Genomic DNA, 19,106 nt, shown 5'->3' on the forward strand with positions numbered 1-19,106 from the left:
CCCAGTTGAACGGAGCTGGGCTACCGCCATGGCCAAAGGGCACTGGTTGGATCCCCTCGCCCGCAGCCTGCTCGAGGCCACGGGCCAGATCCGCCGTGCGCCCGCCCCCCCGAAGGCCGACGCCCCGGAGACCGCGAGCACAGGCGACGACAGCATCGAGCGCGACCTGCTGGCCCTCAAACTCGCTCAGAATCCAGGCCTGCGGCTGAAGAATGCCCAGGAGGTCCGCCAGGCCGCGTCCCTGGGCTGGCGCCTGGATGTGAACCGGGCCACCCCCGCCGACTGGCTGCGCCTGCCGGGCTGCACTCCCACCCAAGTGGACCTGCTGCTGCGTTTGCAGAGCGGTGGCGTGCAGCTGAGCGGGCCGGAGGATCTCCAGAACCTGCTCGGCCTCGACGGGGAGCTGATCCGCAGCTGGACGCCGTTGCTGGAGTTCCGTTGGTATGGCGACGCGCCGGCGGCACGACCGGCAGCACTCGATCTGAACCGCTGCAGGGCCGAGCAGCTCGGGGCCCAGCTCGCTCTGGAGGAGGCCCGCTGCCGGCGCCTGTTGCAGGAGCGCAGCCGCGCCCCCTTCCGCGACCTGGCTGATCTCCAGCAGCGATTGCAACTGCCGGCCGAGCTGGTGGAGGGCCTGATCGGGCGGGTGAGCTTCGGCCAGGGCCCCATCGGCCCGGAGTTGCCGAGGCCGCCCCGGCCACCGGCCCCCCTTTGAGCGTGGCCAGAGGACGCCAGCAGGAGCTGTTCCAGGGCGGCGCCCCGCCGGGTGGCGACAGCGTGGGGCCAACGGCGCCGCCGCTGCTGCGAGAGCAGCTGCTGGAGTGGCAGCGGCGGCTGGCTGAGTTTCAGGGGCCCCTGTTCGAGGGCAGCGCCAGCGAGCATCAGCAGGGCAGCCTCTTTGGCAGCGGAACCAGCGGCGACAGCAGTGACGACGGCAACGGCAACCGCAACGGCGTGGAGGATCCCCAGGAGCGGGCCGCCCGTTTCGATCCACTGGCCTTCGAGGCCCAGAACCTGCAGTTCTGGCGCTGGCCCGAGCCGCCCCAGCTGGGCCCTGCCCTCTACCTGGTGATGGACCGGCCGGCGCGGCTGGCCGCGCCGCTGCTGCTCTACGTGGGCGAGACCGGCCAGGCCGACCGGCGCTGGAAAGGGGAGCACGACTGCAAGGGCTACCTGGCGGCCTATGCCGAGGCCATGGGCCATGTGGGCCTGGAGTGCCGCTGCAGCATTCGCTTCTGCTGCGACGTGCCAGCCGGGGTGCGCGCCAGACGAGCCCTGGAGCAGGCCCTGATCCGCCGCTGGCAACCGCCCTTCAACAAAGAGACCCGCCAGCGCTGGAGCACCCCGTTCACCAATGATCCCGTCTGATCGCCGTCGCTACGATCGCGGCCCGATGTTCCGCCCCCATGCAGTTCAGCTGTCCCTCCACCCCGCTGGCCGAGTGGAGCGGTGACACCCTCGGTGTCGGCCTGTTCCAGGGGGAGACGGGCGAACGCCTCGAGGCCCTCGAAGCACGCTTCGGACCCGGACTGCGGGAGCTGCTGGAGCGCCAGAGCTTCAAGGGCAAGCCGGGCGAGTGCGTCAGCCTCACCCAGCTCCAGCCCACTCCCCTGCGGCTGCTGCTGGTGGGCCTGGGAGAACCGGGCCGCTTCGATCTCGACGCCCTGCGCAGCGGAGCAGCCGCCATCGCCAAGGCGGCGGGCCCTGGCCGCGAGCTGGGCCTGGCCCTGCCCACCGAGGGCCTGGAGCCCTTAGCAGCGGCGCGGGCGATGGCCGAAGCCGTGCGCCTGAGCCTCTACGACGATCAGCGCTTCCGCAGTGAGGCCGAGCCCAAGCCGATCCCAGAGGCCGTGAGCCTGCTGGGCCTGGCCGCCGGGGCCGCCGCCGGCCTAGAGGGAGTGTCAGCCACCTGCGCGGGCGTGGAGCTGGCGCGGCAGCTGGTGGCGGCGCCACCGAACGTGGTCACCCCCCAAGCCCTCGCGGACACCGCCGCGGCCATCGCCGGGGAGTTCGGACTGGAACTGAAGGTGCTGGAGCGCTCCGACTGCGAAGCCCTCGGCATGGGTGCCTATCTCGGGGTAGCCCAGGGCTCCAGCCTCCCTCCCAAATTCATTCATCTCACCTACCGCCCTGAGGGTGGCTCCAGCCGGCGGCTGGTGCTGATCGGCAAGGGACTCACCTTCGATTCGGGCGGCTACAACCTCAAGACCGGCGGATCCCAGATCGAGATGATGAAGTACGACATGGGCGGCAGTGCCGCGGTGCTGGGGGCAGCCCGGGCGATCGCCGAACTGCGGCCGGCGGACGTGGAGGTGCACGTGATCGTGGCCGCCTGCGAAAACATGATCAGCGGCGAGGCGATCCACCCCGGCGACATCCTCACCGCCTCCAACGGCAAGACGATCGAGGTGAACAACACCGACGCCGAGGGGCGTCTCACCCTCGCCGATGCCCTGGTGTACGCAGCCAAGCTGGAACCCGATGCCGTGGTTGATCTGGCCACGCTCACCGGAGCCTGTGTGATCGCTCTGGGCGAGGAAATCGCCGGCCTCTGGTCCCCCAGCGACAACCTGGCCGAAGCCCTGCTGGAGGCGGGCCGCAGCGGTGGGGAGGCCTTCTGGCGGATGCCGTTGCAGGCCTCCTACAAAAAGGGGCTCAAGAGCCCGGTGGCCGACATGAAGAACACCGGACCCCGCCCAGGCGGGGCCATCACTGCCGCGCTCTTCCTTCAGGATTTCGTGCCTGCCGACCTGGCCTGGGCCCACCTGGACATCGCCGGCACGGTCTGGAGTGACAAGGGACGGGGCCTGGACCCCGCTGGCGCCACAGGCTTCGGCGTCCGTACCCTCGTGGAATGGGTGAGCCGAGGGGGTGCGGCGTAAGGTTGGCAACGCTGACGCCGGACCCCGACGCCATGGCTGCCCAGAAGATCCGCTGGTACATCCGCGCTCAGCTGGGGGTCCTGCTCCTGCCGCTGGGTCTCTGCCTGGTGGGAGAGGCCATCACCCGCCGCACTCTGCAGCTGGCAGCACTCAACCAGAAACTGGCGGCACCTGGCCCCTGGTTCTGGTACGGAACCCTCGGCCTGATCTGCGTGACCGCAGGCGTCGGCCTGATGGTGGAAAGCGGACTGCTGCGCGGCTACCCCCGCGCCCCCCGCACTGGGGCAGGCAACCCCAACTGAAGCGGCTCAGGCGGCGACCGGGCTCGCCGCAGCACCCATCAACGACTGGGGCTCCCGTCCCTTCGGAGCCTTGGGCTTGTCCAGCAGGCTGCCCGGTTCCTCCAGCTCATGGATCTGCCAGCGGGCCCGCTCACCGAAGGAGGCCAGCAAGCGATCCAGATCATCGACCGCCTGCTTGGGACTCGTGTAAGGCCCGATGTGGCGAGTCACCAGACCATCCCGGATCGTCAGCAGATACATACAACACACTCAGCCTGGACTCCGTGTCGATTTACCGTAGGCGGATTGGCCGATTCTGGGAAGGGTGCGAGTACCCCCTCTTTCCAGCCAGGCGCCAGTGGTTTCAGTTCTTCGGGCGCCACGGCAGCGATCCCCGGGCCCTTGAGCCCCAGACCTGATCAAGCCGCCGGTCGCGGCCGCAGGACCAGCGGTAGTAGTTGTACTGGACCTTGTTGCGCTCGGCGTAGTTCTGGTGATAAGGCTCGGCGGGCCAGAAACGCTCGAGCTCCCGGATCTCCACTTTGATGGCGCTGGGCTTGACCCCAAGCTCACGGGCCGCCGAGGCCAGGCTGGCTCGGGCCTGATCCCGTTGGACGGTGCCGCGGCTGAAGATCACGGGCCGGTAGCTGGGGCCTCGGTCGCAGAACTGACCGCCGCCATCGAGGGGGTCCACGTTCCGCCAGTAGGCGCGCAGGAGCGTGGGCAGGCTGATCCGTGCCGTGTCGAAGCGGACGCGCACACTCTCGATGTGGCCGGTGCCGCCGGCCGTCACCTGGCGATAGCTGGGATTGCTGACGCTGCCACCGCTGAAGCCACTGACCGCCTCCACAACCCCTGGCAGGGTTTCCAGATCGTGCTCGAGGCACCAGAAGCAACCACCGGCGAGCACCGCCTCCTCGACGGCAGCCAGAGCCGGTGCGGCGGGGAGCACGAGCAGCAGCAGCGTCAGCAGCACTGGAGCAAGCCCCATGGACCACCTCTGCAGGCGGTGATCCGGCTGAAATCGGCTCCCTTCAGACCCTGGGCCGGGGCCGTCCTGGCGACTGACTGATGGCTTCACGTCGGGGATCCCGTCAGCTGATCGAGGATCTCACAGGCTGCTCGGCGGGTCACGCCCGGCTCACCGAGCAGAGCGCGCAGCCGGCCGTAGCCCTCCAGCATCCCGGTCCGCTCAGGGCTCGGATCCAGCAAGGGCAGAGCCGCGGCCACGATCGCCTCCGGGGTCAGGTCGTCCTGGAGCAGTTCCGGCACCAGCCGCTCTCCCAAGACCAGGTTCACCGGAGAGATGTGGGGGACGTTGAAGCCCAGCAGCCGCTGGGCCACGAAGGCGGTGACCCGGCTGAGCCGGTAGCTCACCACCTGGGGAACGCCGCGCAGGGCAAGCTCCAGGTTGGCTGTTCCCGATTTGGTCAGGGCCAGATCGGCGGCGGCACAGAGGACCGGCTTGAGGGCATCGGCGCGATCGGCAGGAATCACCGTGGCCTCCACCCCGGCCCGCTCCAGTTGCTCGGACAGGGGAGCCTCGAAGCTGGCCAGCCCGGCCGGCACCATCACCCGCAGCCCTGGCCTAAGCCGCTGCAACTTGGCCGCGGCAACGGCCAGGGACGGCATCAGATAGCGCATCTCCTGAGGGCGGGAGGCGGGCAGCAGCAACAGCAACTGCTGGCCAGGGCTCAGTCCGAGGTCTGCGCGGGCCTGCTCAGGGGTGGGCGGGGAGCCGAGGGTATCGAGCAGAGGATGGCCAACCCAGGTGACCCGTGCACCGCGGGAGGCATAGAAGCTGGCTTCCTCGGGAAAAATCGCCAGGATTCGATCGGTGAAGCCGATCAGACGAGTGGTCCCACCCTCCCCCAGGCGGAAGGCCCATTCCTGGGGAGCGATGTAGTAAGTGATCGGAACCGCGGGGAAGCGGTGGCGAATGCGGCGGCCGAGGCTCACATTCGCCCCCATGTAGTCGATCAGCACAACCCCGTCGGGAGGACAGCTGGAGAGCCAGCGCCCCACCCGCCGCTGCAGCCGCAGGGTGGGCAGCACCAGAGGCAGAGCCTCCCAGAGGCCGATGGCCCCCATCGGAGCGGTGTTGGCCAGGAGATGGGAGCCGGCCTGGCGCATGCGCTCGCCGCCGAGGGCATCGATCTCGAGGGGCAGATCCCGTCGCTGGGCCTCGGCGTGGAGGGCCTTGATCAGCAGGCCGCCCTGAAGATCCCCCGACACCTCCCCGGTGCTGATCAGCAGCCGCACCATCAGCGCTGGTGGGGCAGGGGGCCACGGCGTCCTGGGGCGATCGAGGCCTCGAGGAAGCTGCAGAGTTCTTCGGAGGCCGGCAGGAGGGTTTCGGCGCGGATGTGCTCCAGAGCCTCCGCCAGCACCTCATGGCTGCGGTAGAGCCGGTTCCACACCGCCAGAAGTTGCTTGAGCTCGGCTCCGCCCTCCCGGTCCACCAGGCCATTGCGCTTGAGACCGATCCGGTTGAGGCCGCGCAGCCGGCCGGGGTGCCCCTCCACGATCGCGAACGGGGGCACGTCGCGGTCGATGCGGCTCATGCCACCCACCATCGCCAGCTTGCCGATGTGCACGAACTGGTGGATGCCGAGCACTCCGCCGATCACCGCCCGGTCGCCGATCACCACATGGCCGGCGATCGCCACGCTGTTGGCCACCACGATCCGGTCGCCCAGCAGGCAGTTGTGGCCCACATGGCTGTAGGCCATCAGCAGATTGCCGCTGCCCAGGCGGGTCTGCTCACCATCAGCCGTGGCCCGGTTGATCGTGACGCACTCGCGGATGGTGTTGTCGTCGCCCATCACCACCTCGGTGGGGGCACCGCCGTACTTGAGATCCTGGGGTTCGAGGCCGATGCAGGCGCCGGGGAAAATGCGGTTACCGGAGCCCATCGTCACCCGGCCATCGATCACCACATGGGGACCGATCTGGCAGCCGGCGCCGAGCTGCACGTCGGGACCGATCACGGCGAAGGGACCGATCTGAACGCCCTGGCCAAGCTGGGCGCGGCTGTCGACCACCGCGGTGGGGTGAATCGTGGTTTCCACGGCTGTGCTGGTCATGGCCTCAGTCAACCAGGGAGAACATGAGTTCCCCTGAGCAGACCAGGTCTCCGTCGACGGTGACTTCAGCCTTCACTTTGCCGAACCGCTTGCGTTTGAGACTGAGCAGTTCGCAGCTGATGCGCAACTGATCACCGGGCACCACCGGCCGGCGGAAACGCACCCCGTCGATGCCGGCGAACACGAACAACCCCTTGGGCAACTCCGGCATCTGGGTGACGATCAGACCACCCACCTGGGCCATGGCCTCCACGATCAGCACTCCGGGCATCAAGGGGCGGCCAGGGAAATGGCCCTGGAACTGGGGCTCATTGAGGGTGACGTTCTTGAGGGCAACGGCCCGTTTGCCCGGTTCGTACTCGATCACCCGATCCACGAGCGCGAAGGGATAACGGTGGGGCAGCAGGTTGAGGATCTGCTCGGAGGTGAGCAGGGGGGCGCCAGCGGGAGGAACGGACAACGAGCTTCAGGTCAGCGGAACGGAGCGGCCAGGGCCGCCGCCAGGGCAGTGTGCAGCCCGTGGGATCCACGGAAGGCGAAGACCTGGGCCTGGGGCAAGCCCGACAGCGCCAGGTCCCCCAGCAGGTCCAAGAGCTTATGGCGCACCGGTTCCTGGGGGAAACGCAGGGGCGGGTTGAGCCAGTGATCGCCATCACAGACCAGGGCGTTCTCAAGATCGCCACCCCGGATCAGACCGGCGGACCGGAGCTGATCGATCTGCTCCCGGAAGCCGAAGGTGCGGGCCGGCGCGATCTGCTCGACGAAGGCGGTGGGAGTGAGCTCAAGGGAGTAGAGCTGCCTGCCGATGGCCCCCTGGGGAAACTCGATCGCGGCCCCGATGCGGGGCCTCTCACTTGGTAAGGCGGTGACGAAGCTCTGGCCCTGCTGCAGGGTGATCGGGGCGCTCAAGGGCTGGAGTGGCACGCGGTGGCCGAGGCACCTCAGACCTGCTTCGGCGATGGCGTCCACCCAGGGCAGGGCGGATCCATCGAGAACGGGAACCTCCTCACCTTCCACCAGCAGCTCCAGGTGGGAGAGGCCCGTGCCCGCCAGGGCCGCCAGCAGGTGCTCCACCGTGGCCAGACGACGCTGGTCGAGGCGCAGGGCGGTGCACAGCTGGGTGTCGCTCACCTGCGACGGGTGCAGGGCCACCGGCTCCAGCGCCGGGGCATCCAGCCAGCCCACCCTGTAGCCGGCCGTATCGGTGGGCTGAAGGCGGACGCGGCAGGGATTACCGCTGTGCAGACCAACGCCTGTGCGCTCGACAGCCGTCGCCAGGGTCCAGGCCTGGCTGTAGTCCTCAGGCCAGACGGTCACTAGAACTTCCAGCCCACACCGAGGTTGAAGCGCCAATCGCCGGTGAAGCCCTCGCTGGCCACCTCCAGACGCAGGGGGCCCACGGGTGTGGTGACGATCAGGCCGGTACCCACCGAGAAGCCGCTGCCGGGCTTGTCGAGCAGCGAGCCCGGGTTGCCAGGCACTCCCGACTGGCTGCCAAAGGTCGTGCCACCATCCACGAACAGCTCACCGCTGACGATGCTGAACAGGGGAAAGCGGTACTCGATCGTGGCTTCACCGAAGCTGCGTCCCACGCCCATGTCGCAGTCGGCATAGCCGCGCACGGAGTTGGAGCCCCCCACACAGAAGGCTTCGTAGGGCGGCAGATCACCGATATTCGTGCCGGCCGAGAACTGGAACGCCAGGGTCTGCTTGCAGTCGGGGGTTTCACCGGGCTTGGGCCGGCAACCCTTGTAGAACTTCAGCCAGTTGACCGGGATGAAATAGCTGTAACTGGCGCGCAGACGGTTGAAGGTCGGCGAATCGGGGCCGACAGAGACGTACTGCTCGGTGCCGACGCTGAGGAAGGAACCGGAGGTGGGATTGCGGGGGTCGTTGAGATTGTTGCGGGTGGCAGCCACCCGCAAGGCCAGCAACTGATTGCTGCGGGCGCAGTTGAAAGCGATGCAGATCACATCGTCGACGGGAGCATCCGAGCCATCGAAATTGTTGGTGCTCACGCCGAAGCGGCGGTTGGCACCGGTGAAGTTCATCGGCGTGACTTCCTGTGCACTGAGGCCGAGAACCACACTCCAGAGCGCCCGTTTGAATGGGTTACCGCCGTTGAGAGGGCGCACGAACTGGATGTTGCCGCCAGCACGTTGAATGGCAACTGAATTGCCTTCGTAATCAAACCAGCTGTTGTTGGGAGATTGCGATTCGGCTTCGGACACCGAGCGGAAGGTCTTGCTCTCGGGGTTGTTGTTGTTGTTGATGTTATAAGCAACATTGGTGCCCGGTGCCTTGTAGAAGTCGGAGACCGTGTTGATGTTGCCGTTGTTCTGACTCTGGAAGATCTGTGGAACGTCGCGGCTGAGGAACACCCGGGCGCGGAAGGCCGTGCGGTAGGCATCTCCTTTGATCCAGGGATCAGTGAAGGAGATGTCGGCCAGGCCACCGAACTGGCCATAGGTGAAGTTGACCCCCAGATCCCAGGCCCGGCCGAGCAGGTTGCTGTCCTGGAGCTGAATCTGGCCGAACACCCCCTGGCTCTGGCTGTAACCCAGGCCGCCGGAGAGGGAACCCGAGGACTGCTCGACGATGCCCAGCACGATCACCACTTCGCCGGGCTTGGCCGGCACGGGCCGCAGGGTCACCTTGATGTCACCGAACAGGCCGGTGCCGTAGAGGCGCTTGATGTCGTCCTCGAGGTTGCGGCGGTTGAAGGTTTCCCCTGGCTTGATCGAGATCTCGCGGCTGACGACCCAGGGCTTGGTTTTGCCACGGATCGGTTCGTCCTTGTCGTTGGTGGCCGAGCCTTCCTTGTTGAGGAACTGAACCTCTACCCCCTCGACGGTGCCCTCGCGAACCGTGAGCAGCACCGTGCCATCAGGACTCACCCGGTTGGGACCGGTGACCCGCGCCAGGGAGTAACCCTGATCGGAGTACCACTTCTGGAGCTCCTGCATGCGGGACTGCAGGGTGTTGAGATTGAGGGTTCTGCCGTAATCCGCAGCGAAGGTGTCCGCCAGGACCGCGGGCGGCAGCTTGACCTTCGCCGCCTCGAACTCAACCTTCTGCAGCACTGGGTTGGCGGTGGCGATCACCACCACCTGCACCCCGAGGGGGCCATCCACGGGCTGGATGCGCACATCCGAGAACCAGCCACTGGCGTAGATGGCAGAGAGATCCGTCTGCAACTCGCTGCGCGTCACACGGCTGCCGGGCCGCACCACCATGGCGTCGTAGACGGCCAGCTCCAGGCGCTCCCGCTCGGGGTGGCCTTCTAGGCCCTGAACAACCACTTCACTGACCAGGACCCTGGGTTCATCCGGTTTGGCCGGGGTGAGGCTTTCGGGGCTGATCGAGGCGGGGGGCTCGCCGGTGGGTGGGGTTGCCGGCGTCTCGGCCGGTGCAGGAACCGGTGTGCCGTCTGCAGGGACCAGTTCGCCGGCTTCCGGGGCGGCCGTGGTCGGCTCCGGGCCAGAGGCGGGAGCCGGCTCGGCGGCCTGGGCCACTTCGACGGCCGGTTGGCTCTGGGCAGCCGCTCTCAGGGGAGTCAGGAGCGCCAGCAAAGCCAGCAGGGGCAGCCCCAGCCAGAGGGTGAGCGGCAGGGACCGAGGCCCGGCATCGGAGAAGGCAGTGCTGGTGCGGGCGTTGGTGATGACACCCATGGTTCTCCGAGTCAAAGCGGCATTGCCGCAAATTGACGTGACCTTACCCGTACATGCTTGGTCCTTGGATCACCCCTTGGACCCGTTTGAGGACCTCCCCATAGGCCTCGATCACACCGCCAAGGTCCTGGCGGAACCGGTCCTTGTCCAGAATCCGATCCTTGTCATCGTCCACGTCGAGGTCCCAGAGGCGGCAGGTGTCTGGGCTGATCTCATCAGCCACCACCAGCTGGCCGTCGGCCGTGAAACCCAGCTCGAGCTTGAAATCCACCAGCTGCAGTCCGATGCGGGCGAACAGCTCAAGCAGCACCGTATTCACCTGGCGGGCCAGGGCTTCCAGCTCCAGTCGCTGTTCACTGTTCACCAGGGCCAGCCGCTCCAGCCGGGCCTCGCTCAGGAAGGGATCCGCGTAGGCGTCATCCTTGTAATAGAGGTCGAGGAGCGGCGGGTCCAACGGCGTTCCCGGCTCGATCGGCATCTGCTTGCACAGCGATCCGGCCGCCACGTTGCGGATCACCACCTCCAGCGGGATCACCCGCACCGGCCGCACCAGCATCCAGTGCCGGCCTTGAACACCCAGGTAGTGGGTCGGCACCCCCGAGTGCTGGAGGTGCTCGAACAGCAGGGCAGAGATGCGGCAGTTCAGGGCGCCCTTCTCAGCCAGCTCGGCCTTCTTGAGAGCGTTGAAGGCGGTGGCCTCGTCTTTGAACTCAACGGCCAGCAGGTCTGGCTGATCGGTCTGGAAGACCCGCTTGGCCTTGCCTTCGTAGAGGAGCGGGCCCAGCTGGTAGGCGGTCATGGGGTGATGGGTTCGGCGGACTCGGGGACGGATGGGACAGCTGATTCCTGGGGCCCCAGGGTGGCCGGTTGAGCCGCAGAGGGCGCATGGCCTCCAGGCTCGCGCGGGGAGCGCAGGCGCTGCTCCAACACCTTGTTGCGCTTCGCCTCGGAGGGATCATCGCGCCGCAGCAGCCATTCGGCGTAGGTGTCGTCGATGCGGCGGCTGAGGCGCAACCGCCGCTGCCGCGCCGGTTCCGGATCCCCCCCCTCGAGCCGCTGCAGGGCCTGCTGTTCGTCGAGCAACTGGGCCGCCAGCCCCCAGGCCCCGCCGGCGGCGGCCTGATCAAGGGCCATCTCCATGAGGGCGTTGCGCTGGGCCAGGGGAAGATCGTTCAGCAGCGCCACCGCCTGCTTCAACCGCTCAGCCGCCACCACACCAGGCAGGCGCCCGGCCAGCAGCACCTCAGCGGCTTCCTGCCGGCGGCCCATCGCCGCCAGATGGGAGGCGAGCACGTCGAGCGCTGAGCGGGTATCGAGGGTGCCATCGTCGCGCAGCCGCACCGGCAGCGCCGTGGTCTCCAGGCGGCTGCGCTCCCCGTCGGCCAGCCGACGCAGAGCTTCGGCCGCCCGGCGGTGGTTAAGTCCGGCATTGGCCGCCCGCCACTGCAAGGTCAGCCACTGCTGGCGCTCGAGCCCCGGCCCCGGCCCGTAGCGGTCCAGCACAGACAGGGCCGCCTCCGGCGCCAGGCAACTGATCAGGGCGTTGGCGTTGGCAAGCACCACCGGCAGGGGCTGGGGAGCGGGGTACAGGGCCACCAGCCGGTCCTTGAGTTGGCGGAGCCGCACAGGCAGATCAAATCGGGCGGAGTCCTGGCAAGCCTGTTCCAGCACCGTCAGCTGATCGGACGTCAGGGCGGCGGCGAACACCTGCTCATCCATGGGCAGAGCCGGCATGGGCAGAACCGACACCGGGGGACCGGGGGGCGCCACCTGTGGGATCGGGACAGGCGACGGAACCGGCTGCGGCTGCGCGCGGCTGCCCGCGGGGGCGCTGACGCCCAGCAGCAGCAGCGTCAGCAGACCTGCCGCTCGTCCAGCCCAGCGGGCCAGGCCACGGCAAGCAAGCGGCGCAGCGGGAACCACCGGCATGTAGAGAAGGAATGACACGGCTGGCGGTCCACCGGGGGTCAACCTAAGGGAACCGATTGGCCACTTCCGCCGCTCCGGCCCCATGACAGCTTCGGCCCGCACCACAGCCCCCGACTCCTCCGAGGCCAGCGTGCGCCGGTTGCTGGTGGTTGGCTCAGGAGGCCGCGAAAATGCCCTGGCCTGGGCCCTGGCCCGCTGCCCTGGGGTGGAGCGTGTCTGGGTGGCACCCGGCAATGGCGGCACGGCCCAGCTGGAAGGCTGTGAGACCCTGGCCATCAGCGAGTCCGACCAGGAGGGCCTGCTGCATGCGGCCCTGGAGCGGGGGGTGACGCTGGTGGTGGTGGGCCCGGAGGGTCCGCTCGCCGACGGCCTGGCCGACCGCCTGCGGGCCGGGGGCCTCGCGGTGTTCGGACCGGGGGCCGACGGCGCCCGGCTCGAAGCCAGCAAACGCTGGGCCAAGGCCCTGATGCTGGAGGCGGGCGTGCCCACCGCCGGCTACTGGGCCGCCTCCAGTCGCAGCGAGGCCCTGGCGGTGCTGGACCGGGAGGGGCGGCCCCTGGTGGTCAAGGCCGATGGTCTGGCGGCCGGCAAGGGGGTCACGGTGGCTGAGAGCCTGGAGGACACCCGCGCCGCCATCGAGGAGATCTTTGCGGGACGGTTCGGCGACGCAGGCCAAAGCCTGGTGCTGGAGGAGCGGCTGAGCGGCCCTGAGGTGTCGGTGTTCGCCCTCACCGACGGCCGCTCGATGGTGCTGCTGCCGCCGGCCCAGGATCACAAGCGCATCGGGGAGGGAGACACCGGGCCCAACACCGGCGGCATGGGGGCCTACGCCCCTGCCCCTCTGCTCGATGCCGGCGCCCTCGAGCAGGTGCGCCGGGAGGTGCTGGAGCCCACCCTGGAAGCCCTGCGCCAGCGGGGCATCGACTACCGGGGGGTGATCTACGCGGGGCTGATGCTCAGCGACGACGGGGCCAAGGTGATCGAGTTCAACTGCCGCTTCGGCGATCCCGAATGCCAGACCCTGATGCCCCTGCTGGGCGCTGAACTGGCGGCGGTGCTGCTGGCCTGCGCCCAGGGGAGCCTGGATCAGGCGCCGCCCCTGACCATTGCCGGTGGCTGCAGTGCCTGTGTGGTGGCTGCCGCCGAGGGCTACCCCGGTGAGGTGCGCCGGGGGGATGTGATCAACACCGAACCGCTGACCACGCCCCAGCGGCAGCTCTTCCATGCCGGCAGCCGCCTGGAGGAGTCGGGCGCCTGCGTGACCGCCGGGGGCCGGGTGCTGGCGGTGGTGGCCCAGGCGGGGGATTTCGATGCGGCCTTCGCCAGTGCTTACGACGGCCTTGATCAGGTGCATTACGAAGGCATCACCTTTCGCCGCGACATCGGCCACCAGGTCAGGCGCCCCTAGGGTGCCAGGGCAGCTTCGCCTCCAGGCGTGAACGACGCCTCACCTTCCCCGACCCCAGGCGCCGACAGTGCCGGCGGCACGACGTTGCCCCAGGGTTGGTGGGAGCAACTCAACCTCTGGTGGGCGGAGTTCAGCCTTCAGACCAAGCTGCTGGCGGTGGCCACCCTGGTGGTGAGCCTGATGATGACGGGCATCACCTTTTTCGCGCTCAATGGCATCCAGATGGATGCGCGCATGAGCGACACACGCTTCGCCCGGGACCTGGGCCTGCTGCTCTCGGCGAATGTGACACCGCTGGTGGCGGAGGGCAACGACCGGGAACTGGCGGCGGTCGCGGAGCGCTTCTGGCGCTCGAGCCGCAGCCTGCGTTACATCTTCTTCGCCGATCCCGAAGGGGTGATCTACCTCGGGATTCCAATCAGCGCCACCAACGGCGGCAGTGAACTGCTGCTCAGCCGCAAACTTGAACTGCCAGCCGAGCTGCAGCGCCGCCCCCAGAACCCCCTGATCCGACAACACCTCAGCCCTGATGGCCAGGTGACGGATGTGTTCGTACCGATGGTGAGCGAGGGGCGCTATCTGGGGGTGCTCGCCCTCGGCATCAATCCCAACGAAGCGGTGCTCGCCAGCGCGGCCCTCACCCGCGAAGTGACGGTGGCGGTGTTCATCTCGATCTGGGTGCTGGTGATCCTGGGGGCAGTCTTCAATGCCCTCACGATCACCCGTCCAGTGAAGGAATTGCTGAGAGGTGTGCGCGCCATCGCCGGTGGCGATTTCGAGGCACGCATCTCCCTGCCCGTGGGTGGCGAGCTGGGGGAACTACTCAATGGCTTCAATGACATGGCCTCCCAGCTGGAGGACTACGACGCCGCCAACATCGAGGAGCTCACCGCTGCCCAGGTGAAACAGCAGAGCCTGATCGCCACCATGGCTGATGGCGCAGCTTTGCTCGATGGCGAGGGACGGATCGTGCTGGTCAATCCCACCGCCAGGAGGCTGTTCCGCTGGGAAGGCCGCAACCTCGAAGGCAACGAGCTGGGCAGTGAACTGCCCGATGTGCTGACGATGGAGCTGCAGGGGCCGCTTGATTCCCTGGTGAGCGGGGAGAAGGACAGTGCTGATGTCCGCTGCAGTTTCGGCGAACCGCCGCGCACCCTGCGCATCGTTCTGCAGACGGTCAAGGACGCCGCGGGGGAAAGCCTGAAGGGCATCGCCATGACCGTGCAGGACCTGACGCGGGAGGTGGAACTCAACGCCGCCCAGAGCCGCTTCATCAGCAACGTGTCCCATGAGCTGCGCACGCCGCTGTTCAACATCAAGAGCTACGTGGAGACGCTGCACGATCTGCGCGATCAGCTCAGCGAGGAAGAAACCCAGGAATTCCTCGCGATCGCCAACGCCGAGACCGACCGCCTCACCCGACTGGTGAACGACGTGCTTGATCTCTCGCGGCTCGAATCCGACCGCACCTGGACGCTTGAGCCGATGGAAGTGCGCCCGGCCATGGAGCAGACCCTGCGCAACTACCGCCTCAACGCCGAGGAGAAGGGGGTGCAGCTGGAGCTGGAAGTGGATGCTCACCTACCCGGAGTGCGGGGCAACTGGGATCTGCTGCTGCAGGTGTTCGACAACCTCGTGGGCAACGGGCTCAAGTTCACCCCGGCCGGGGGCCGCGTGATGCTGCGGGCCTACCCGTGGCCCGATTCCTGCCATCTCGATCCAGCCAACCTGCCGGCGCTGGACGCCCCGAGCTGTGAGCTCAGCTCACCCCTGCCAAGGCTGCGGGTGGAGATCGCCGACTCGGGCACAGGCATTTCGCGGGAAGATCAGCTGCGCATCTTCGAGCGCTTCTACCGGGTGGAGAACGCTGTTCACACCGAAGTGGGCACGGGGCTTGGTCTCTCGATCGTGCGTGGCATCCTTGAGAAGCACGGCACCGCGATCAAGATGGCGAGCGAGCCCGGGGTGGGAACCACGTTCTGGTTCGACCTGCCCCTAGAGCAGGCCGACAGCGATGAGCTGATGGTGGAAGGAGAACGCCGCTCCCAGCAGGCCCGTCTGGCGGAGCCGAATCTGGCAGGGGTCTAAAACGACTCCTCACCTTCGAAGCTGCGCGCGATGCGTGAGAGCTCGGTGCGCTCATCGGTGGTGACCCGATGGGGAACACCACTGATGATGCGCTCGAAATTGGAGAAGGAATCCCTGATTTCAGGGCCATTACCGGTGATCACAAACTCGCGGATGCCCTTGTCATGCCAGGAACCCCGCATTTTGAACACGTTGATGGCACGCGCCATTTCGCCACGGATTTCCACGTACTGAAGCAAGAGGATGGTGTCTGTGATCGTGGAGATGTGGGAGTCGGTGATGGAGTGACTGCCCATGAACTCCTCCGATGTATTCGTGAAGAAACCGGCGATCTCCTCCTGCTTGGCATAGCCGGTAACCCCGATCACGAATTGGCGGAAAGCGTTGTGGCTGACGCCCCTGGAGAGCGCCGAGAGGGAATCGATGGCCATCCGTGCCGGCTTGAACTGAGCGATCTCCGTTTTGATGATCTGCAGGTGGTCTTCCAGGCCGGTGGATTCCGGGTAGGCGCAGATGATCTTGAGCAGTCCATCCTGCTCCATCTGCTCAAAATCGATACCCCAGCTGGTGGCATTGCGCAGCAGCTGTGCCCTTGACTCTTCATAGGCAAAGAGGATGGCACGTTCCTTGTTGTTGTAGGCATCTTCAACGAACTTGCTAACCAGCAAGGTTTTACCCGTGCCGGTTGCACCGGTTGCAAGGATGATCGAATCCTTGAAGAATCCGCCACCACACATCTCATCGAGCCGCAGCACACCTGAACTGATGCGCACATTTGAGGAGCGCTGAGTGAGCTGCATCGCCCCGAGTGGAAAAATCGCAACTCCATGGGCTCCCATGGTGAACGGAAACTCACCCTTCATATGGGTGGTACCTCGTAGCTTGAGAATTTCCACGGTGCGCCGCCGGCGTTCACCTTCAAGCACATTGCGCAAGATGATCACATTATCCGAAACGAATTCTTCGACGCCGTAGCGGGCTATCGGGCCATATTCGTCGATGCGCTCAGTGGTCATCACGGTGGTGACACCGATTTCCTTCAGCCTGGCGATCAGGCGAAAGATCTCACGCCGCACCACAGATACGGCGTCGTACTGCTGAAAGACGGCGGTGATGGAATCAATGGCTACGCGCTTGGCTTTATACTTACGAATGGCGTAGTTGATCCTCTCGATCAATCCGGACAGATCGAAATTACCGGCCACATCCTGGCCGTCTGGGTCGGGAGAGGCGTCCAGGATGAAGAGCTTGCCTTGGGCCACCAGTTCCTGCAGATTCCAGCCGAAACTGGCGGCATTGCGGATGATATCGAGAGGAGACTCCTCAAAGGTCACGAAGATCCCGGGCTCGTCGAAATGACGGATGCCGTTGTGGAGAAAATGAAGGGAAAAAACTGTCTTCCCCGTGCCCGAAGTACCGCTAATCAGTGTGGAGCGCCCGATCGGCAAGCCCCCCTGACAGATGTCATCGAGGCCTTCCACGCCTGTGGGCAGCTTCTGCAGCTTCATGCTGGGCTGGCTGACGGCATTGAAATCCTGCATGGGGCCTTGAACTTAGGCCCAGAATCTAGGGCCCGGACTGGCTCAGGACGAAAAAGACAGCAGTGATCTAAAGAATTCAGATTTCATCAGACTCGTCCATCATCTCGTCAGCGATCTGGCGGTCGGTGAGCTCGTCGTAGAGAAGGTCGAGACCGATCAGCACCCGCTCGCGATCGGAGAGATCGCCGATGATCCGGCGCACCGGTGGCGGCAGGATCTTGGCCAGTGTGGGGGTCGCCAGGATCTTGTCTTCTTCGGCCAGTTGCGGATTCTTGAGTACGTCAATCACCTTGAGAGCGTACACACCCTTGAACTCCTGCTCAAGAATCAGACGCAGCGTCTTGAGAGCCCGCATCGAATTGGGGGTATTGCCAGCAACGTAGAGCTTAAGGATGTAGGTCTTCTGTGGACTCATGATTGCACCTGGGATGCGGTGATGATCTTGGCGACCATTCCTTCGCTGGGCTTGTCCGTGACCTCCGGAGGGAGTGAGCGTCGATACATTTCGCAGAGGTGGGCCATGACATCAAGCAAGGCCAAACGATAGTCCTTGAGGAAATCCTGCTTGTGACCTTCAAGTTGTAGTTTTTTCCAGAATTCGTCGATCATGTCCACGTGGATTTCCACTGTTTTAGTGATGGGAAGATCGCTGAAGAATGCCGTATTCACGAAACTTTCCAGGGCCTGATTGGCAGCTGCTGGATCTCGAAAATAGCTGATCAGCAGGTCTCGGTATGTTCGCTGCAGGGAGCGCAGCAGCACCTTTCGCTCAGCCGCAGAGAGATTGCGCAGAAAGCGGGAGGAATCACGCTTGTAGAAAATTCCAAGGTAGCCAAGCCTCTCGCGCAGGCGGTGGGGCAACCTCCAGTTCGACTGATCACTCTCCCCAGCATGGGAATCACTGGCCTCGAGGCCCCCCCCCGATCCGCTTGAACTTCTGCGGCGAAGACAGCGGGAAATGGCTGCATCAAGACTGTAGCTGAGCTGCTCCATCTGATCAGGAGGGAGATGCACTTCGTCCTGGAAAAACTCCATCGGCCCGCTGAGCTGGCCCAGCACCACCGCCGGCAGGATCCGGCCCTGGGCCCGCAGGCGCTGGAAAGCCTCGATCGAGAGCACTCCGGGCTCCAGCAGAACCGCATCAAACTGTTCCCAGCAGCGCTCCAGCTCGGCGGCGGGATCCTGCTGCAGACCCAGCTCCATCAACTCATAGCGTCCCTGGGGCAACCAGGTGCTGCAGGCCTGGCGCAGCTGCTCATCGCGGATCAGCGAGGCCACGGTGAGCGCCGGCTGGGTCATGGGGAGAGGAGCAGCGGCAGCGGTTGACAGACCTTAGTGTTGACGAGCCGGCAGGCAAAGAGAGATGATCGTCGCTTGTCGATTGAATGGTTGTGCGACAGGCCTGAACAGTGGGGAGTTGATGGCGGCGCAGGCCAGCCTCCACCTCCACTGGCCTGTCCACGCCCCCTGAGCCCATGAGTCAAGCCACAGAGAGCCCCGCTCCCGAGAGTCCAGCCACCACAACGGAGAGCAGCGCTCCTGTTGCCGCCAGCACCGACCTGTACGCCATTGCCGAGGCCTCCGGCCAGCAATTCTGGTTCCAGCCGAACCGCTACTACGACCTCGACCGCATCGCCGCCGAGGTGGATGAGACGGTGACTCTGGAGAACGTCCTGCTGGTGCGCGACGGTCAGGGCACAAACCTCGGCCACCCCTACGTGAGCGGCGCCACCATCGAGCTCAAGGTGCTGGCCCATCGCCGCGGTCCGAAGATCCTGGTGTACAAGATGCGTCCGAAAAAGAAAACCCGCCGCAAGAACGGTCACCGTCAGGAACTCACCCGGGTGATTGTCCAGTCGATCAGCGTCAACGGCAAGGCGATCGCCTGAGCTCCAGCGCTTCAGTCCACTTCTGAATCCTTCCACCAACTCCCCACCCCATGGCCCACAAGAAAGGCACAGGCTCCACACGCAACGGACGCGACTCCAATTCCAAGCGTCTCGGCGTCAAGCGCTACGGCGGTGAAACCGTCACCGCCGGCTCCATCCTCGTGCGCCAGCGCGGTACCTCGGTGATGCCTGGCGTGAACGTCGGTCGTGGCTCGGACGACACCCTCTTCGCCCTCGTGCCCGGTGTGGTGAGCTTCGAGTCGATCAAACGCGGTCTGCGCGCCCGCAAGCGTATTCACGTGGCTGCAGCCGTCTGAGGAGGCAGGCCCCA

General features: G+C 66.1%; 20 protein-coding genes. 8 read left to right on the forward strand and 12 right to left on the reverse strand.

The features are described from left to right. Positions 1-28: 28 nt before the first annotated feature. The 4 genes from WH5701_RS08860 to WH5701_RS08875 are packed head-to-tail and all read left to right on the forward strand — an operon-like array spanning position 29 to position 3,184. The gene (locus WH5701_RS08860) at positions 29-715 is read left to right on the forward strand and encodes a hypothetical protein (RefSeq protein ID WP_006171903.1); all 687 of its coding nucleotides are present in this window, start codon (positions 29-31) and stop codon (positions 713-715) included. After that, positions 712-1,368: a hypothetical protein gene (locus WH5701_RS08865; protein WP_006171904.1), complete on the forward strand. Its 657-nt coding sequence runs from the start codon at positions 712-714 to the stop codon at positions 1,366-1,368. Before WH5701_RS08860 ends, WH5701_RS08865 begins: the two co-directional genes overlap by 4 nt. A 38-nt stretch (positions 1,369-1,406) precedes the next feature. After that, positions 1,407-2,882, forward strand: coding sequence for a leucyl aminopeptidase (locus WH5701_RS08870; RefSeq protein WP_006171905.1), 1,476 nt, complete (start codon positions 1,407-1,409; stop codon positions 2,880-2,882). Positions 2,883-2,914: 32 nt separating this feature from the next. After that, entirely contained in the window at positions 2,915-3,184 is a 270-nt protein-coding gene (locus tag WH5701_RS08875) for a hypothetical protein (protein WP_006171906.1), read from the forward strand. Positions 3,185-3,190: 6 nt separating this feature from the next. Here the strand turns inward: WH5701_RS08875 and WH5701_RS08880 are convergent, their stop codons facing one another. From WH5701_RS08880 to WH5701_RS08920, 9 genes are all read right to left on the reverse strand, one after another. Further along, a complete protein-coding gene (locus WH5701_RS08880; protein WP_006171907.1) occupies positions 3,191-3,424 on the reverse strand; it encodes a hypothetical protein in 234 nt (77 codons plus the stop codon). 103 nt (positions 3,425-3,527) lie between these two features. Then, complete coding sequence (msrA, locus tag WH5701_RS08885; protein ID WP_006171908.1) at positions 3,528-4,154, reverse strand: peptide-methionine (S)-S-oxide reductase MsrA; 627 nt, start codon at positions 4,152-4,154, stop codon at positions 3,528-3,530. Between the two features lie 86 nt (positions 4,155-4,240). Continuing rightward, positions 4,241-5,428 carry a lipid-A-disaccharide synthase gene (gene lpxB, locus WH5701_RS08890; protein ID WP_006171909.1) on the reverse strand — a complete coding sequence of 396 codons (1,188 nt, stop codon included), beginning with the start codon at positions 5,426-5,428 and terminating at the stop codon, positions 4,241-4,243. Beyond that, positions 5,428-6,249: an acyl-ACP--UDP-N-acetylglucosamine O-acyltransferase gene (lpxA, locus tag WH5701_RS08895; RefSeq protein ID WP_006171910.1), complete on the reverse strand. Its 822-nt coding sequence runs from the start codon at positions 6,247-6,249 to the stop codon at positions 5,428-5,430. The genes lpxB and lpxA overlap by 1 nt, the downstream gene beginning before the upstream one ends. A gap of 4 nt (positions 6,250-6,253) precedes the next feature. Further along, a complete protein-coding gene (gene fabZ, locus WH5701_RS08900) occupies positions 6,254-6,709 on the reverse strand; it encodes a 3-hydroxyacyl-ACP dehydratase FabZ (RefSeq protein WP_006171911.1) in 456 nt (151 codons plus the stop codon). 11 nt (positions 6,710-6,720) lie between these two features. Next, the gene (gene lpxC / locus WH5701_RS08905; protein ID WP_006171912.1) at positions 6,721-7,566 is read right to left on the reverse strand and encodes a UDP-3-O-acyl-N-acetylglucosamine deacetylase; all 846 of its coding nucleotides are present in this window, start codon (positions 7,564-7,566) and stop codon (positions 6,721-6,723) included. After that, positions 7,566-9,920, reverse strand: coding sequence for a BamA/TamA family outer membrane protein (locus tag WH5701_RS08910; protein ID WP_006171913.1), 2,355 nt, complete (start codon positions 9,918-9,920; stop codon positions 7,566-7,568). Before WH5701_RS08910 ends, lpxC begins: the two co-directional genes overlap by 1 nt. A 43-nt stretch (positions 9,921-9,963) precedes the next feature. After that, the gene (gene purC, locus WH5701_RS08915; RefSeq protein WP_006171914.1) at positions 9,964-10,719 is read right to left on the reverse strand and encodes a phosphoribosylaminoimidazolesuccinocarboxamide synthase; all 756 of its coding nucleotides are present in this window, start codon (positions 10,717-10,719) and stop codon (positions 9,964-9,966) included. Next, the gene (locus WH5701_RS08920; RefSeq protein WP_156776618.1) at positions 10,716-11,867 is read right to left on the reverse strand and encodes a hypothetical protein; all 1,152 of its coding nucleotides are present in this window, start codon (positions 11,865-11,867) and stop codon (positions 10,716-10,718) included. Before WH5701_RS08920 ends, purC begins: the two co-directional genes overlap by 4 nt. Before the next feature lie 64 nt (positions 11,868-11,931). Between WH5701_RS08920 and purD the strand changes: the two genes are divergently transcribed. Together purD and WH5701_RS08930 are read left to right on the forward strand one after the other, a co-directional pair. Then, positions 11,932-13,257 carry a phosphoribosylamine--glycine ligase gene (gene purD / locus WH5701_RS08925; protein ID WP_006171916.1) on the forward strand — a complete coding sequence of 442 codons (1,326 nt, stop codon included), beginning with the start codon at positions 11,932-11,934 and terminating at the stop codon, positions 13,255-13,257. An 84-nt stretch (positions 13,258-13,341) separates the two neighbouring features. Beyond that, the gene (locus WH5701_RS08930; protein ID WP_006171917.1) at positions 13,342-15,345 is read left to right on the forward strand and encodes an ATP-binding protein; all 2,004 of its coding nucleotides are present in this window, start codon (positions 13,342-13,344) and stop codon (positions 15,343-15,345) included. Here the strand turns inward: WH5701_RS08930 and kaiC are convergent. The 3 genes from kaiC to WH5701_RS08945 all read right to left on the reverse strand — a co-directional run bounded on the left by kaiC (position 15,342) and on the right by WH5701_RS08945 (position 18,185). After that, a complete protein-coding gene (gene kaiC / locus WH5701_RS08935; protein WP_006171918.1) occupies positions 15,342-16,886 on the reverse strand; it encodes a circadian clock protein KaiC in 1,545 nt (514 codons plus the stop codon). The two genes, WH5701_RS08930 and kaiC, sit on opposite strands and share 4 nt — an antisense overlap. Before the next feature lie 76 nt (positions 16,887-16,962). Continuing rightward, positions 16,963-17,301 (reverse strand): circadian clock protein KaiB, encoded by a 339-nt coding sequence (gene kaiB / locus WH5701_RS08940; RefSeq protein ID WP_037979872.1) that lies wholly within the window; start codon positions 17,299-17,301, stop codon positions 16,963-16,965. Continuing rightward, positions 17,298-18,185: a circadian clock protein KaiA gene (locus WH5701_RS08945; RefSeq protein ID WP_006171920.1), complete on the reverse strand. Its 888-nt coding sequence runs from the start codon at positions 18,183-18,185 to the stop codon at positions 17,298-17,300. The genes kaiB and WH5701_RS08945 overlap by 4 nt, the downstream gene beginning before the upstream one ends. Before the next feature lie 176 nt (positions 18,186-18,361). Here WH5701_RS08945 and rplU point away from each other — a divergent pair, with 176 nt between their 5' ends. Beyond that, complete coding sequence (rplU, locus tag WH5701_RS08950; protein ID WP_006171921.1) at positions 18,362-18,775, forward strand: 50S ribosomal protein L21; 414 nt, start codon at positions 18,362-18,364, stop codon at positions 18,773-18,775. 50 nt (positions 18,776-18,825) lie between these two features. Continuing rightward, positions 18,826-19,092: a 50S ribosomal protein L27 gene (gene rpmA / locus WH5701_RS08955; RefSeq protein ID WP_006171922.1), complete on the forward strand. Its 267-nt coding sequence runs from the start codon at positions 18,826-18,828 to the stop codon at positions 19,090-19,092. The last annotated feature ends 14 nt before the right edge of the window (positions 19,093-19,106 follow it).

It is taken from the genome of Synechococcus sp. WH 5701, assembly GCF_000153045.1.
GTDB classification, from domain to species: Bacteria; Cyanobacteriota; Cyanobacteriia; order PCC-6307; family Cyanobiaceae; genus Regnicoccus_A; species Regnicoccus_A antarcticus.